This window comes from Streptomyces sp. NPDC041124 (assembly GCF_055592385.1).
This window is the reverse complement of sequence record NZ_JBVIYR010000015.1, coordinates 75549-90069: the sequence shown is the minus strand read 5'-3', so window position 1 is coordinate 90069 and position 14521 is coordinate 75549. Positions and strand designations below refer to the sequence as shown.

Genomic DNA, 14521 nt, shown 5'->3' with positions numbered 1-14521 from the left:
CCCTGCCGGGACCTCGTGCGGAGGCTTGGAGCGGCTCGGAACCGAATGGGAGGGGCAGCCGTCAGGCCTACGGCCACCCGTCGTGTCGGCTCAGTCGGTGACCCTGCTCCGGTTCTGGTGGGCAAGCGCCTGGCACTCCGGGTGACGTGCCCTCCAGGCCGCGATGAACGGGCAGGTGGCCGGCACCGGCAGTCGTCGCTCGCGAGCGTCCTCAAGGACGGCGCGGGCGAGCGCCGAACCAAGTCCCCGGCCGTTGTACGCCGGGTCGATCACCGTATGGGGGTACACGACCAGCGCGTCCGTACGCTGGTAATCCGCGAACCCGACGGTCTCGCCGCCCATCCGCACCTCGAACCGTGAAGCCTCGGCCACGTCGACGACGTCCACGCGACGGTCGCCGGGAAGGCTCTGCGCGGGCATGCGCGGCTCCGGTGTTCTCGTGGGACGGGCGGGCGTCATCGAGCGTAACCGCGATCAGGTGCCTCCCACGCTCCGGACGCACGGCCGCCGGCCCACCCCGCGCACTCCCGCCGGTGACCGGAGGCGCTTCGTGCGCGGAGACGACGGCGCGGGGCCCGCCCGTCGAACGGCGGACCCCGCGCGGTTGCCGGTGCGGTGTCAGGAGGCCGCGGTGACGGAGCGCGCCCCGGACCCGGACCCGGCCTTCGGCGGCCAGGCGCCGGCGGCGGGTAGCCGGTCCGAAGAGCGCCGGCACGATGGCGCCGACGGTCCAGGTGCCGGCGATGAACATGAAGACCGCCTCGTAGCCGCTTCGGCCTCCTCACTCTTCCGCTACGGAGAGTGATGTTTTGGCCGGAGGGGCGGAGTGGGTCGGCGGCGAGGCCGGCAGCCCCTGTGAGCCGGCCCCGGAAGGTCTGCGCACCCGTCCGCGCGCTCCGCCCCATGGACCGCCCACTGTCTCCGTGATCCGTCACGAGCGCTTGTGACCAGCATTGATCGACATATGTTCGCTCTCGATTCCCCGCGTTGAACGGTTATCGGTCTGTCGTACGACGCCTCATACCAGAGCGCGATGCTGCTCGCACGAGTTTGTCAACTGCCCACCGCACATGATGCGGTGGCGACTACGGTGAGTGTCGGTCAGCAGGCGTGACGGCTCGCACCGCAGGGCGCGTTCGTGCCGGGGGGCCGCGTCGACGAGTCGGGATCAGGGAGCGGGGACCGGTACGTGCAGCCACAAGGCGGACGAGGGAGTCGACGGGGCCAGGAGCCCCGGCACCCGGGCCCGGCCGCGGTCCGGAGCACCGTCCACACACCAGTACCCGTCGGCACCCCGGTCGTGGCCCGCGTCCCGGACCGCGACGGCCCGGACCCGGGCGACTCCCGGACCCGCGGGGCCGTTCCGGCGGCCCGGCCGGACCGGCGCGAGGGCGGACGGCACGGACGGCCGCCCGCCCGCACCACCGCCGCACCGCACGAGACACCCCTGCGGCACCAGCTCCTGCGCCTCGCCGTGCTGCCACCCGTCGCGGTGGCGCTCAGCGCCTGCGCCGCCGTGCTCTTCACCGTCCGCTCCACCGGGGTGCGGCCCGGCCCCACCCTGTGGGCCGTACTCGGCGGCGCCACCTCGGTGACCTTCGCCGGCATCGTCATCGCCGCCGTGGCCGCCGGCCGCGCCGCACGCACCGTGAGCGACCGCGTCGGCGCCCTGCGCCGGAGCATCGCCCGGCGCGAGGCAGACCTGCACGCCCTCGTCGAGGCGCTGCGCGCCGGCGAGACCCCGCCCCCGCCGGCCCGGCGCCCCCGGTCGGCCGGGGAAGCGGACGAGTTCGACCTCCTCGCCGCCGACCTCACCCGTGCGCACGACGGCGCAGTCACCGCCGTCGTCCAGGCGTCCCGGCTCTCCAGCCAGGCCGGCAGCGAACAGAAACTCGAGGTGTTCGTCAACCTCGCGCGGCGTCTGCAGTCCCTGGTGCACCGCGAGATCTCCATCCTCGACGAGCTGGAGAACGAGATGGAGGACCCCGACCTGCTCAAGGGCCTCTTCCACGTCGACCACCTCGCCACCCGCATCCGCCGCCACGCCGAGAACCTCGCCGTGCTCGGCGGTGCCGTCTCCCGGCGGCAGTGGAGCAACCCGGTCTCCATGACGGAGGTCCTGCGTTCGGCGATCGCCGAGGTCGAGCAGTACTCGCGCGTCAAACTCGTCCCGCCGATCGACGGCACGCTGCGCGGGCACGCCGTCGCCGACGTCATCCACCTGCTCGCCGAACTCGTCGAGAACGCCACGGTGTTCTCCGCCCCCCACACCCAGGTGCTGCTGCGGGCCGGCCTCGTCACCTCCGGGCTCGCCGTCGAGGTCGAGGACCGCGGACTGGGGATGCCCCTCGCCGAGCAGGACCGGATGAACGCACTGCTCACCGACCCCGACCAGGTCCAGGTCGCCAGCCTGCTGGCCGACGGCCGCATCGGCCTGTACGTGGTCTCCCAGCTTGCCAGGCGGCACGGCATCCACGTCCGCCTCCAGAGCAACATCTACGGGGGTGTCCAGGCCGTGCTCGTGGTGCCCCAGGCACTGCTCGGCACGGAACCCGGTGTCCTGGCCGGCGGACAGGACACCGCGGCGCCCCAGCCGTACGACGCCGGCCCCGTCCCGACGGCCCCTCACCTGCAGGGCGCTCCCGCGGACGGACCGGTCATGGCGGGCGGCGCGACCCCCCGCACATCCGCGGCGCCGCTCGTCCCGGCCTCGCCCCGCCCCCACACCCCCGCCCCGCCAGGCGACACCCGCGCGGTCCCCCCGCCGCTGCCCCTGCGCGGCGCCCGCGAGACGCGCCCCACCACCCCGGCCGAGGCCGTCCCCGGCGTCCACCCCGGTGACCGGGACGCCCTCACCGACCACGGAACCACGCCCCTCACCCCGCGCGGCACCACGGTGCGCGGCACCATGGGCAGACCCCGGCTGCCCCGCCGACGCGCCCAGGAGCACATCGCGCCCCAACTGCGCGACGGCCCCGCGCCCCGCCAGGACACCGAGGACGTCGCCGGCCACGACCCGCAGCTCATGGCGGCCTTCCAACGGGGCGTCAGCCTGGCCGAATCCCGGCAGCAACTGCCCGCCGCCCCGCGGCCGTCCGCCACCGCGCCCCGCGGTGAACACACCCTCCGGCAGGAGGGGAGCGCACCCGCCGGATGACCACCCCCACCCCCAGCGCTCCCGCAGACCTTCGTACCCCAAGGAGTCGATCCACCATGGCGAGCGATGCGCCGACCGCCCAGGTTTCCGACCTCGACTGGCTGATGAGCGGCCTCGTGCAGCGCGTACCGCACACCAACAGTGCCGTACTGCTGTCCTGCGACGGACTGGTGAAGTCCGTGCACGGACTCGACCCGGACAGCGCCGACCACATGGCGGCCCTCGCCTCCGGCCTGTACTCCCTCGGCCGCAGCGCCGGCGTCCGCTTCGGCGACGGCGGGGACGTCCGCCAGGTCGTCGTCGAACTCGACTCGACGCTGCTGTTCGTCACCACCGCGGGCTCCGGCACCTGCCTCGCCGTGATGGCCGGCCGGGAGGCGGACGCGGCCGTGCTCGGCTACGAGATGGCGATGCTGGTCAAGTCCGTCCGCCCGTACCTGACGACCGCACCCCGCCAGCAGGGCGTCGAACCGCCGGCGATGAGGCCTTGAACGTGCCGGCGGCCGGCGACGGGCCGTGGCTCGACGACGCGGCCGGCCGGCTGGTACGCCCCTTCACGGTCAGCAACGGCCGGACCCGCCCCACCGTCGCCCTCGACCTGCTGTCGCAGGTCAGAGCCACCGGCGCCACCCCCCTCGGCTACCTCGGCCCCGAGCACGCACAAGCCCTCGACCTGTGCCGCGCCCCCGTACCGGTCGCCGAGGTCGCCGCCCACCTCGGGCTGCCGGTGGCCGTCACCAAGGTGCTGCTGGCGGACCTGGTCGAATGCGGGGCGCTGACCGACAAACCCCCCGCGTTCCACCACACCCCGACGGACCGGGCCCTTCTGGAGGCAGTGCTCGATGGACTACGACGACAGCTCTGACCGGGCCGCCCGTGCGGACCACCGTGGCGACCCGTTCCCGACCGCGCTCAAGATCCTGGTGGCGGGCGGGTTCGGCGTGGGCAAGACGACGTTCGTCGGCGCGGTCAGCGAGATCGCGCCGCTCAGCACGGAGGAACTGCTCACCACCGTCGGCGCCGCCACCGACAACCTCGACGGCATCGAGAACAAGGTCGAGACCACCGTCGCCATGGACTTCGGCCGCATCACCCTCGACGCCGAGCACGTGCTGTACCTGTTCGGCACACCCGGCCAGGAGCGGTTCTGGTTCATGTGGGACGAGCTCTGCGAGGGCGCGCTCGGCGCGGTCGTCCTCGCGGACACCCGACGCCTGGAGGAGTGCTTCGCGGCGGTCGACTTCTTCGAGCAGCGCGGCCTCGGATTCGTCATCGCCGTCAACGAGTTCGACGGCGCCTTCCGCTACGAGCCCGGCGAGGTGCGTGCCGCCCTCGACCTCCCCGCCGGCGTCCCCGTCGTGTGCTGCGACGCCCGCACCTCCAGCTCCGGCGTCCAGACCCTGCTGACCCTCGTCCGCCACCTCCTCGTCCACACCCCCACCGCCACGACGGGGTACGGCGTCCCACACGTGACCCCCGCACACCCTCGGAGTCCCCGCATGACCCACGCCCACGATCCGGGAGGCCGCCCATGAGCTACGACCCGCCCCGCCCGGCCGGTCGTCTGCTGCTCACCCCCGAGGACAAGGAGGCGCCGGCCCGCATCCGCAGGCTGCGCGCACTGGGACTCGGGGACCACCCCGAGCCGTCGCTCGACGTCTTCGCCTACGGACTCGCGGAGCTCACCGGAGCGCCGTACGCCATGGTCAACTTCCCTGGCGGGGAGGGGCAGTTCTTCGCGGGCCTGCACACCCCCGCCATCGCGCCGGCCGTCCGCGGCGACGGCAGCGGCGCCCTGCTGGGCCGGGTGCTGCCCCGCGACCACGGCTTCTGCCCCCACGTCGTGGCCCGGCGCAGGGCACTGGCGCTGGAGGACGTGAGCGACTACCCGAGGTTCGCCGGCAACCCGGTGGTGGACGAGTTCGGCATCCGCTCCTACCTGGGCGCCCCGCTCATCGACAGCACCGGCACGGTGCTGGGCACCGTCTCGGTCAGCGACGTCCGGCCGCGGACCTGGGGCCGGCCGGGGCTCGACGCCGTCAAGGCGCGGGCCACCGACCTCGTCCGACGGCTGGAGGGCCGGGAGGACGGCGGACCGCCGCCGTACGGACCGCCCGCGCCGCCGATGGGGTGACGGCGTGAAGCAAAGCTGTGGCCGCGCTTAAGAAATCCTCGATGGACCGGTGAGGGTGTCGTACGGCAGATTGCAGTGCATTCCACTCCTCATCCCGGACCGGGGCCTGTTCGGCATGCCCCGCGGCCGGGACTCACCCCTCAGGAGCCGAAGCGTTGAAGGCGCTGGTCAAGGAGAAGGCGGAGCCCGGACTGTGGCTCGCGGACGTCCCGGAGCCCGCCGTCGGACCCGGCGACGTGCTGATCAAGGTGCTGCGCACCGGTATCTGCGGGACCGACCTGCACATCAGGGCCTGGGACGGCTGGGCCCGGCAGACGATCAGCACGCCGCTGGTCCTCGGGCACGAGTTCGTCGGTGAGGTCGTGGAGACCGGCCGGGACGTCACCGACATCGGCATCGGTGACCGGGTGAGCGGCGAGGGCCACCTGGTGTGCGGCAAGTGCCGCAACTGCCTGGCGGGCCGCCGTCACCTGTGCCGGGCCACGGTCGGCCTCGGCGTCGGACGCGACGGAGCCTTCGCCGAGTACGTCGTCCTGCCCGCCGGCAACGTCTGGGTGCACCGGGTGCCCGTCGACCTCGACGTCGCCGCGATCTTCGACCCGTTCGGCAACGCCGTGCACACCGCGCTGTCCTTTCCGCTGGTCGGCGAGGACGTCCTGATCACCGGCGCCGGCCCGATCGGCCTCATGGCCGCCGCCGTGGCCCGGCACGCCGGCGCCCGCAACGTGGTGATCACCGACGTCAGCGAGGAGCGCCTGGAACTCGCCCGCAAGATCGGCGCGACCCTCGCGCTCAACGTCGCCGAGACGACGATCGCGGACGGACAGCACACCCTCGGCCTGCGCGAGGGCTTCGACATCGGCCTGGAGATGTCCGGCCGCCCCGAGGCCGTGCGCGACATGATCGACAACATGACGCACGGCGGCCGCATCGCGATGCTCGGCCTGCCCGCCGAGGAGTTCCCGGTCGACTGGTCGAAGATCGTCACCTCGATGATCACCATCAAGGGCATCTACGGCCGGGAGATGTTCGAGACCTGGTACGCCATGTCGGTGCTGCTCGAGGGCGGGCTCGACCTCGCCCCGGTGATCACCGGCCGCTACTCCTACCGCGACTTCGACGCCGCCTTCGAGGACGCGGCCGCCGGCAAGGGCGGCAAGATCATCCTCGACTGGACCGCGTAAGTCCTCCGCCCCCCAAGGAGCTTCCCGACATGTTCGACTCCGTGCGCGACGACCTGCGCGCCACCCTCGACGAGATCCGCGCCGCCGGCCTGCACAAGCCCGAGCGCGTCATCGGCACCCCGCAGTCCGCCACCGTGAACGTCACGGCCGGCGGCCGCCCCGGCGAGGTCCTCAACTTCTGCGCCAACAACTACCTGGGCCTCGCCGACCACCCCGAGGTGGTCGCCGCCGCCCACGAGGCCCTCGACCGCTGGGGCTACGGCATGGCCTCCGTCCGCTTCATCTGCGGCACCCAGGAGGTGCACAAGGAGCTGGAGGCGCGGCTGTCGGCGTTCCTCGGCCAGGAGGACACGATCCTCTACTCCTCCTGCTTCGACGCCAACGGCGGTGTCTTCGAGACGCTGCTCGGCCCCGAGGACGCGGTGATCTCCGACGCCCTCAACCACGCCTCGATCATCGACGGCATCCGGCTGTCCAAGGCCCGCCGCTTCCGCTACGCCAACCGCGACATGGCCGACCTGGAGCGGCAGCTCAAGGAGGCCGCGGAGGGCGGTGCGCGCCGCACGCTGATCGTCACCGACGGCGTGTTCTCCATGGACGGCTACGTCGCCCCGCTGGAGGAGATCTGCGACCTGGCCGACCGGCACGGCGCCATGGTCATGGTCGACGACTCGCACGCCGTCGGCTTCGTCGGCCCCGGCGGGCGCGGAACGCCCGAACTCCACGGCGTCATGGACCGCGTCGACATCATCACCGGCACCCTCGGCAAGGCCCTCGGCGGCGCCTCCGGCGGCTACGTCGCCGCCCGCGCGGAGATCGTCGCCCTGCTGCGCCAGCGCTCCCGCCCGTACCTGTTCTCCAACACGCTCGCCCCGGTGATCGCCGCCGCCTCCCTCAAGGTCCTCGACCTGCTGGAGTCCGCCGACGACCTGCGCGTCCGGCTCGCCGAGAACACCGCCCTGTTCCGCCGCCGGATGACCGAGGAGGGCTTCGACATCCTCCCCGGCGACCACGCCATCGCCCCGGTGATGATCGGCGACGCGTCGGAGGCGGGCCGCATGGCGGAGCTGCTGCTGGAGCGCGGGGTGTACGTGATCGGCTTCTCCTACCCGGTGGTGCCGCAGGGCCAGGCCCGCATCCGCGTCCAGCTGTCCGCGGCGCACTCCACCGACGACGTGAACCGCGCGGTGGACGCCTTCGTGGCGGCCCGGGCGGAGCTCGCCGCCTGAGCGGAGCACACCGAGCGATTTGAGACAATCGCCTGCATGATCGAGGCGCGGCGGCTCCACATCCTCCGTGCGGTGGCGGACCACCGCACGGTCACGGCGGCGGCCGCCGCGCTGTACCTGACCCCCTCGGCCGTCTCCCAGCAACTCGCCGCCCTCGAGCAGGAGACCGGCCACCGCCTCGTCGAGCGGGGCGCCAAGGGCGTACGCCTCACCCCGGCCGGCGAGATCCTGCTCGGCCACACCAACGCCGTCCTGGCCCAGCTGGAGCGGGCGGAGGCCGAGCTGGCCGCCTACGGCTCGGGGGAGGCCGGCACCGTCACGGTCGCCGCCTTCGCCACCGGGATCGCCCGGGTCGTCGCCCCCGCGGTGGCCCGCCTGGCCGGATCGGCGCCCGGCATCCGCATCCGGGTGCAGGACGCCGAGGGGGACGCCAGCCTGCCGATGGTCCTCGACCGGCAGGTCGACGTCGCCGTGGCGGTCGAGTACCGCGGGGCACCTCCCGCCGACGACCCGCGGCTGACCCACGTACCGCTGTACGCCGAGCCCTTCGACGCGGTCGTCCCCGTCACCCACCGCCTGGCCGACGCGTCCGAGGTGCCGCTCGCCGAACTGGCCAAGGACCCCTGGATCGGCCCGTACCCCGGCAACCCGTGCCACGACGTGGTGGTCCTCGCCTGCGAGAGCGCCGGCTTCCAGCCCCGCCTGGAGCACTCCTCGGACGACTTCCGGGCGGTGGTCGCCCTCGCGTCCGCGGACGCGGGCGTCGCCCTGGTGCCCCGCTCGGCGCTGCGCGGCACGGATCTCGCGGGCGTGGTCGTCCGCCCGGTCGACGGCGTGGCCCCGACCCGCCGGGTCTTCGCCGCCGTGCGCCGGGGCGCGGAGGCGCACCCGCTGATCCGGCCGGTTCTCGACGCGCTCCGCGCGGCGGGCGAGGAAGCGTAGGAGGCCCCTTCCGTGCGTCTCGCATCCGGGATACCGTCCCAGATGTGAAACAGGAAGAGCCGGGGGCCGCCCCGGACCCCCTCGACGTCCGGCTCGGCTCACGACTGGCCGCGCTCCGTGCCGAACACGGCTGGTCCCTGGGTGAGCTGGCGGAGCGCACCGGCATCAGCCGGTCCACCCTCTCCCGGGCGGAGCGGGCGGAGACCAGTCCCACCGCCGCCCTGCTCAACCGCCTGTGCGCCGTCTACGGCCGGACCATGTCCCAGCTGCTCAGCGAGATCGAGACGGCACCCGCGCCCGTGGTGCGAGCCGCCGACCAGGGGGTGTGGGAGGACCGGGCCTCCGGATTCGTCCGCCGTTCGGTCTCCCCGCCGCACGGCGGACTGCGCGGCGAACTCGTCGAGGGGCGCCTCGCCGCCGGCGCCGACATCGCCTACGACCGGCCGCCCGTGCCGGGCCTGGAACAGCACATCTGGGTCCTGGCGGGTGCCCTCTGCGTGACGGCCGAGGACGTCGAGCACCACCTCGTCGACGGCGACTGTCTCCGGCTGCGGGTCTGGGGCCCGACCCGGTTCCGCTGCCCCGGCCCCGGTGACGTGCGCTACGTGCTGGCGGTGGTCAGGCCGTGAACACCGTCCGCACCGACGCCGCGCACCTGATGTCCATGGCCGCGGCGTTGGCCGATCTGCTGACCGACACCGTGGAGGGTGGCGCCTCCGTGGGCTTCCTGGCCCCGCTCGACCGCGCTGAGGCGGTCGCCTGGTGGCGGGAACGGTCCACGGCCGTCGCCGCCGGGCGCCTCCTCGTCTGGGTGGCGCACGAGGAACCCGGCCGGGTGCTCGGGACCGTGAGCCTCGCCCTCCCCGACAAGCCCAACAGCACCCACCGCGCCGAACTGGTGAAGCTGATGGTGCGCCGTACGGCCCGCGGCCGGGGTCTGGGACGGGCGCTGCTGGCCGTCGCGGAGGAGGAGGCCACCGCGCGGGGGATCACCCTGCTGCACCTGGACACCGAGACCGGCAGTCCCGCCGAGCGCCTCTACCGCTCCACCGGCTGGACCGCGATCGGCGCCATACCGGACTACGCGGCCGACCCGGCCGGGGTGCTGCGGCCGACGACGATCTACTACAAGCGCCTGCCGGGGGCCGCGACACCGGCCACCGGGTGAATGTCAGTGCGGGCCGCTACGGTGCCTGCCATGCCGGATGCCGAAGACGTACGACGGATCGCCCTCTCCCTGCCGGACACGACGGAGAAGATCGCCTGGAGCATGCCCACGTTCCGGGTCGCGGGGAAGATGTTCGCCACCCTGCCCGAGGAGGAGACCTCCATCGCCGTGCGCTGCCCCAAGGAGGAGCGCGACGAGCTGGCCCTCGCCGAACCGGAGAAGTTCTGGATCGCCGACCACGAGGCCCAGTTCGCCTGGGTCAGGGTCCGCCTCGCCGCCCTGGAGGGCGAGGGCGAACTGCGTGACATCCTCGCCGACTCCTGGCGGCAGGCCGCTCCGGCCGGCCTCCAGCAGGCCCATCCCCGGCTGGGACTGCCGTCCGCGAACTGACGCCCTCGGGCTGCCGCCGCCCGGCCACGCCGGCACGGGACCGCGTTCCCCCGGTCCCGGCGAGGTGGCCGTCGGCGCTCGGCGCCGCCCGGCGCCTGGGCGGGGGCAGACCGGATGCGCCCGCCCCGGGAGCGGTCCGTCCCACCCCGTCACGCCCCCTGCGGCACCGCCCCGACGAACGCTCCGATGCGTGCCCGCAGCGACCGGGCGTCCAGACCGTGGGCGGCGACGTGCTCGTCGATCCGCCCGTACCGCCGCAGCTCGGCCCGGCCCACCCCCAGCCCCAGCACCCGGTGCGGCACGTCGGACAGTGCGACGTTCGCCGCCGCCGTCGACGTACCCGCCAGATACGGCTCGACGAGCACGACGTCGGTCCCCGCCGTCCCGGTGGCACGGCGCAGGCCGGCCGCGTCGAAGGGCCGCACGGTGGTGGCGTGGAGCACGGTGACGTCCAGGCCCTCCGTCGCGTCGAGCACGCTGTCCAGCATCGGCCCGACGGCGACCACGACCCCCGAGCGCCCCTCGCGGACGGTGCGGAACCGGCGCCCGTCCACCGGCAGTGCACACGCGTTGGCCTGCAGCGACAGGCGTACGTACACCTTGTCGTCACCCGCCGCCACCGCGTGCCGCAGCAACGTCTCGGCCTCGTCCGGATGCCCCGGCACGTGCACGGTCCAGCCGTCCAGGGTGTCCAGCAGCGCCACGTCGCCCGGGGCCATGTGCGTGTAGCCGCCGGCGGGCCAGTCGAAGGAGGCGGCGGCACTCACCAGCACCGCCCCGGCGTCCTGGTGCCCCAGATCCAGCTTGACCTGTTCGAACGGTCGCTCGACCAGGAAGCTCGCGAAGGTGTGCACGACGGGCCGCAGCCCGGTCAGCGCCATTCCGGCCGCCGCCCCGACCAGCAGCTGCTCACGGATGCCCAGGTTGACGACCCGGTCCGGGTGCCGACGCAGTGCCTCGGCGAAGTCGGCCACGCCGATGTCGGCGAGCACCACCGCGACCCGCGGGTCCTCGTCGAGCAGCCGGGTGACGACGGGGGCGAAACGATCACGCATGCTGTCCACGGAGATCGGTCCCTTCCTTGACGAGTGCGAGAGGGGGGTCACGCGTTCTTCGGCTCGACCCGGGCCACGACCGCGTGCGGTCGGCCCGGATGCGCGGCGGTGAACGCGGCGTACAGCGCCTCGTGGTCACGTCCGTCGACCGTGAGTACGGACCAGCCCGCCGCCTCGAACCGCGCCGCGATCCCGCCGGGCCGGGCGTAGGAGGCGGAGGAGTTGTCGACGACCACGGTGTGCAGCCGGTCCAGGCCGGCGGGCCCGGCGAAGGCGATCGCCTCGTGGTTGCTGCCCTCGTCCAGCTCGGCGTCCCCGACCAGCGCCCACACCCGCGGCTCGTCGAGCCCTTGCGCGCGCAGGCCGAGCGCCGTGCCCACCGCGATGGGGAGTCCGTGACCCAGCGACCCGCTGCCGATCTCCGCCCCCGGCACGAGCACCCGGTCGGGGTGGTGCCCGAGCGGGGAGTCGTACGAGCCGAACCCCGGCAGCCAGTCCACCGGCACGAAGCCCTTGGCGGCCAGCACCGCGTAGTACGCCATCGGGCCATGGCCCTTCGACAGCAGGAACCGGTCCCGCCCGGGATCGTCCGTCCGCTCCGGCCCGACCCGCAGTACCCGGTGGTACAGCACCCACAGCACGTCCAGTGTCGACGTCGCGGCCGGGCCGTGCTTCTCGTCACCGGTCATCAGTCCCATCAGGGCCGGCAGATCGGTGAATCCGTACGCGTGTGCGTGTTCCTCGGTGATCGTCATGCGTCCCATCGTTCAACCTCAACTTAACTTCAGGTCAAGCGTCGGCCGGTGATAAACGGATGCGCGATCACCGCCCCGAGTGCGGTATGGTTTCCGTGCGCGTTCGGCCGGGGGAATCCCCAGGTCAGGCGGGCAACGGGACGTGGCGCAGCTTGGTAGCGCACTTGACTGGGGGTCAAGGGGTCGCAGGTTCAAATCCTGTCGTCCCGACTTGTCGCGAGGCAGTCGGAGGTCGCATCGGGGAAACCCGAGGCGGCCTTCTCGTCGTTTCCCCGCGAGGAAGGGACGGGCCCGCCCGCCGGCGCTCGCCACCCACCCCGCCGGAGTACCGCCAGGGTTTACCCCGGCCGTCATCCTCCGGGCTGACGATCCGTCGCCGCCACCCGCCTACCGTCAGGTGTCGAGGGGGGCACCTCGTGAGGACGGACGGGGGAGGTGCCCCGGTGGCCGGGAACCGGAGACCGGGGCACCGTCACGGCCGTACGCTGCGCCCGTGCGCTGGATCAAACGCCTGATCGAACGACGTGACGTGTGGCTGGACGCCCTGATCGCGGTGGCCTTCACCGTCGTGGCCGTCCTGCTCGGCCGCGAGCCCGAACGGGGGTCGGGCTGGCAGGCGCAGGACGGCCTCGGCGTCGCCCTCACCTGTCTGGTCAACGCACCGCTGGCGGTGCGCAGACGCGTCCCGCTCACCGTCTTCCTGGCGAGCGCCGCGGCGTGGGCACTGTTCATCGGCCTCGACTACTGGCCCGTCGTGAACTCCATGGGCCCCTTCTTCGCCCTGTACACGGTCGCCGCGCTGCGGCCCCTGTGCCCCGCGCTGGTGTGCATGGTGCTGGTGGGTGTCGTGTGGATGTACGCGGGCTGGCGGGCCGGACAGGCCACGCCCGCCGTCATCGCCCAGGCGGTGGTCTTCCCGGCCGTCGGCTGCCGGGCCGGCGTCGCCGCCCGGATCTCCGCCCACCGGGCCGACCGGCTCGCCGAGCTCACCGAACAGCTGCGCCGTGAGCAGCGGGACCGCATGCGCCGCGCCGTCGCCGAGGAGCAGCGGCGGATCGCCCGCGAACTGCACGACGTGGTCGCCCACCACATGTCGGTGATCAACGTGCAGGGCGGGCTGGCGCATTACGTGTTCGACTCCCAGCCCGAGACCGCCCGCACGGCCCTGCGCACCATCAGCGAAACCAGCCGGGAGGGTCTCGGCGAACTGCGCCGCATGCTGACGCTGCTGCGCACCGGCCCCGAGGACGACACGGGCGGGGAACCGGACGGCCCGGGCGGCGCGGACGCCGGGGCGGCGCCGTACGCGCCGATGCCCGGTCTGTCCCGCATGGAGGAGATGGCCGGACGGGTCAGGGCCGCGGGCGTTCCCGTGACCCTGCGCACGGAGGGAACTCCCCGGCCCTTGGCGCCCGGTATCGAACTGTGCGCCTACCGGGTGGTGCAGGAGGCCCTGACCAACGTGATCAAGCACGCCCGGCGGGCCGACGCCACCGTCGTCGTCGCGTACGGCCCCCGGGAACTGACCGTCACGGTCACCGACGACGGACGGGACGACGGGCGGCGGGAGCGATCGCATCCGGCCAACGTCACGCCGTCGTCCGGACACGGCTTGATCGGCATGCGTGAACGCGCCAGGCTCTACGGCGGCACGCTGGACGTCGGTCCGTGCGCCGACGGTGGCTTCCGGGTGTGCCTCACCCTGCCCACCGCGGTGCCGGCCGCCGGGAAGTGAGGGAATCGATTACGGGGATGATCAGGGTGCTCGTGGCCGACGACCAGGACCTGATCCGGGCGGGACTCGTCGCGCTGCTGCGGGCCGCTCCCGGGGTGGAGGTCGTCGCGGAGGCCACCAACGGCGCGGAGGCGGTGGCCGGCGCTGCCCGCACCCGGCCCGACGTGGTCCTGATGGACATCCGTATGCCCGGCACGGACGGCATCACCGCGACCGAGCGCATCCTCACCGAGGCGGCCGCCGCCCCACCCGCCGGCAGGGCGACGGCAGGGACCGCGCTGCCGCGCGTGCTGGTGCTGACCACCTTCGACCTGGACGAGTACGTGTACGCCGCCCTGCGGGCGGGCGCCTCCGGGTTCCTCCTCAAGGACACCGGACCCGAAAGGCTGCTGGAGGCGATCCACGCCGTCGCGCGCGGCGACACGCTCTTCGCGCCGAGTGTGACGCGCCGGCTCATCGAGGCGTACGTGCAGCGCTCGGAGCCGGTGCCGGACTCCCCGGCGTCCCTGGAGGCGCTCACCGCCCGCGAGCGGGAGGTGCTGCTGCTCACGGCGCGCGGACTGTCCAACACCGAGATCGCCGAGCAGCTCTTCATCAGCGAGGCGACGGTCAAGACCCACCTCAACCGCACCATGACCAAACTCGACCTCGACAGCAGGGCCCAGGCGGTCGTCGTGGCCTACGAGAGCGGTCTGGTCGTCCCCGGCGGCTCCACCGGCTGAATCGCACCGCCCGCGCGGGCACCGGCACCTCTCCCACGACGGGTCGGCAC

Annotated in this window: 16 protein-coding genes and 1 tRNA gene; 14 read left to right on the top strand and 3 right to left on the bottom strand. The window is 73.5% G+C overall.

Features of this window, described 5'->3' with window-relative positions; all coding sequences use genetic code 11:
• Positions 1 to 90: 90 nt before the first annotated feature.
• On the bottom strand, positions 91 to 420 hold the full coding sequence (locus tag ACZ6A9_RS31265; protein ID WP_468992521.1) for a GNAT family N-acetyltransferase: 330 nt from the start codon (positions 418 to 420) through the stop codon (positions 91 to 93).
• Between the two features lie 880 nt (positions 421 to 1300).
• Here ACZ6A9_RS31265 and ACZ6A9_RS31260 point away from each other — a divergent pair.
• The 11 genes from ACZ6A9_RS31260 (at position 1301) to ACZ6A9_RS31210 (ending at position 10204) form a co-directional block, all read left to right on the top strand.
• Complete coding sequence (locus ACZ6A9_RS31260) at positions 1301 to 3157, top strand: sensor histidine kinase (RefSeq protein ID WP_468992518.1); 1857 nt, start codon at positions 1301 to 1303, stop codon at positions 3155 to 3157.
• A 56-nt stretch (positions 3158 to 3213) separates the two neighbouring features.
• On the top strand, positions 3214 to 3648 hold the full coding sequence (locus ACZ6A9_RS31255) for a roadblock/LC7 domain-containing protein (RefSeq protein WP_468992516.1): 435 nt from the start codon (positions 3214 to 3216) through the stop codon (positions 3646 to 3648).
• Positions 3649 to 3650: 2 nt separating this feature from the next.
• The gene (locus ACZ6A9_RS31250) at positions 3651 to 4022 is read left to right on the top strand and encodes a DUF742 domain-containing protein (protein WP_468992599.1); all 372 of its coding nucleotides are present in this window, start codon (positions 3651 to 3653) and stop codon (positions 4020 to 4022) included.
• Positions 4000 to 4692 (top strand): GTP-binding protein, encoded by a 693-nt coding sequence (locus ACZ6A9_RS31245; protein ID WP_468992513.1) that lies wholly within the window; start codon positions 4000 to 4002, stop codon positions 4690 to 4692. The genes ACZ6A9_RS31250 and ACZ6A9_RS31245 overlap by 23 nt, the downstream gene beginning before the upstream one ends.
• Positions 4689 to 5291, top strand: a complete 603-nt coding sequence (locus ACZ6A9_RS31240; RefSeq protein ID WP_468992506.1) for a GAF domain-containing protein — start codon at positions 4689 to 4691, stop codon at positions 5289 to 5291. Before ACZ6A9_RS31245 ends, ACZ6A9_RS31240 begins: the two co-directional genes overlap by 4 nt.
• Before the next feature lie 155 nt (positions 5292 to 5446).
• Complete coding sequence (gene tdh, locus ACZ6A9_RS31235; protein ID WP_468992502.1) at positions 5447 to 6475, top strand: L-threonine 3-dehydrogenase; 1029 nt, start codon at positions 5447 to 5449, stop codon at positions 6473 to 6475.
• Positions 6476 to 6504: 29 nt separating this feature from the next.
• Positions 6505 to 7704 carry a glycine C-acetyltransferase gene (locus ACZ6A9_RS31230; RefSeq protein ID WP_468992498.1) on the top strand — a complete coding sequence of 400 codons (1200 nt, stop codon included), beginning with the start codon at positions 6505 to 6507 and terminating at the stop codon, positions 7702 to 7704.
• Between the two features lie 36 nt (positions 7705 to 7740).
• Positions 7741 to 8646 carry a LysR family transcriptional regulator gene (locus tag ACZ6A9_RS31225; protein WP_468992493.1) on the top strand — a complete coding sequence of 302 codons (906 nt, stop codon included), beginning with the start codon at positions 7741 to 7743 and terminating at the stop codon, positions 8644 to 8646.
• 44 nt (positions 8647 to 8690) lie between these two features.
• The gene (locus ACZ6A9_RS31220) at positions 8691 to 9275 is read left to right on the top strand and encodes a helix-turn-helix domain-containing protein (protein ID WP_468992489.1); all 585 of its coding nucleotides are present in this window, start codon (positions 8691 to 8693) and stop codon (positions 9273 to 9275) included.
• A 29-nt stretch (positions 9276 to 9304) separates the two neighbouring features.
• Positions 9305 to 9814: a GNAT family N-acetyltransferase gene (locus ACZ6A9_RS31215; RefSeq protein WP_468992595.1), complete on the top strand. Its 510-nt coding sequence runs from the start codon at positions 9305 to 9307 to the stop codon at positions 9812 to 9814.
• Between the two features lie 30 nt (positions 9815 to 9844).
• Positions 9845 to 10204, top strand: coding sequence for an MmcQ/YjbR family DNA-binding protein (locus ACZ6A9_RS31210; RefSeq protein WP_468992485.1), 360 nt, complete (start codon positions 9845 to 9847; stop codon positions 10202 to 10204).
• A gap of 149 nt (positions 10205 to 10353) precedes the next feature.
• On the opposite strand, the gene ACZ6A9_RS31205 is transcribed toward ACZ6A9_RS31210, so the two are convergent.
• Both ACZ6A9_RS31205 and ACZ6A9_RS31200 read right to left on the bottom strand, forming a co-directional pair.
• Complete coding sequence (locus tag ACZ6A9_RS31205; RefSeq protein ID WP_468992481.1) at positions 10354 to 11268, bottom strand: transketolase family protein; 915 nt, start codon at positions 11266 to 11268, stop codon at positions 10354 to 10356.
• A gap of 38 nt (positions 11269 to 11306) precedes the next feature.
• Positions 11307 to 12014, bottom strand: coding sequence for a transketolase (locus tag ACZ6A9_RS31200; RefSeq protein ID WP_468992478.1), 708 nt, complete (start codon positions 12012 to 12014; stop codon positions 11307 to 11309).
• A 136-nt stretch (positions 12015 to 12150) separates the two neighbouring features.
• Here ACZ6A9_RS31200 and ACZ6A9_RS31195 point away from each other — a divergent pair.
• From ACZ6A9_RS31195 to ACZ6A9_RS31185, 3 genes are all read left to right on the top strand, one after another.
• Positions 12151 to 12224: transfer RNA gene (locus tag ACZ6A9_RS31195), tRNA-Pro, on the top strand.
• A gap of 283 nt (positions 12225 to 12507) precedes the next feature.
• Entirely contained in the window at positions 12508 to 13749 is a 1242-nt protein-coding gene (locus ACZ6A9_RS31190) for a sensor histidine kinase (protein WP_468992473.1), read from the top strand.
• Positions 13750 to 13766: 17 nt separating this feature from the next.
• A complete protein-coding gene (locus tag ACZ6A9_RS31185) occupies positions 13767 to 14471 on the top strand; it encodes a response regulator (RefSeq protein WP_468992467.1) in 705 nt (234 codons plus the stop codon).
• Positions 14472 to 14521: the final 50 nt, after the last annotated feature.

Coding starts and splice junctions, on each gene's coding strand:
- ACZ6A9_RS31265 (WP_468992521.1), bottom strand. CDS start 420: ATGCCCGCGCAGAGCCTTCCCGGCGACCGTCGCGTGGACGTCGTCGAC.
- ACZ6A9_RS31255 (WP_468992516.1), top strand. CDS start 3,214: ATGGCGAGCGATGCGCCGACCGCCCAGGTTTCCGACCTCGACTGGCTG.
- ACZ6A9_RS31245 (WP_468992513.1), top strand. CDS start 4,000: ATGGACTACGACGACAGCTCTGACCGGGCCGCCCGTGCGGACCACCGT.
- ACZ6A9_RS31240 (WP_468992506.1), top strand. CDS start 4,689: ATGAGCTACGACCCGCCCCGCCCGGCCGGTCGTCTGCTGCTCACCCCC.
- ACZ6A9_RS31230 (WP_468992498.1), top strand. CDS start 6,505: ATGTTCGACTCCGTGCGCGACGACCTGCGCGCCACCCTCGACGAGATC.
- ACZ6A9_RS31225 (WP_468992493.1), top strand. CDS start 7,741: ATGATCGAGGCGCGGCGGCTCCACATCCTCCGTGCGGTGGCGGACCAC.
- ACZ6A9_RS31215 (WP_468992595.1), top strand. CDS start 9,305: ATGTCCATGGCCGCGGCGTTGGCCGATCTGCTGACCGACACCGTGGAG.
- ACZ6A9_RS31210 (WP_468992485.1), top strand. CDS start 9,845: ATGCCGGATGCCGAAGACGTACGACGGATCGCCCTCTCCCTGCCGGAC.
- ACZ6A9_RS31200 (WP_468992478.1), bottom strand. CDS start 12,014: ATGACGATCACCGAGGAACACGCACACGCGTACGGATTCACCGATCTG.
- ACZ6A9_RS31185 (WP_468992467.1), top strand. CDS start 13,767: ATGATCAGGGTGCTCGTGGCCGACGACCAGGACCTGATCCGGGCGGGA.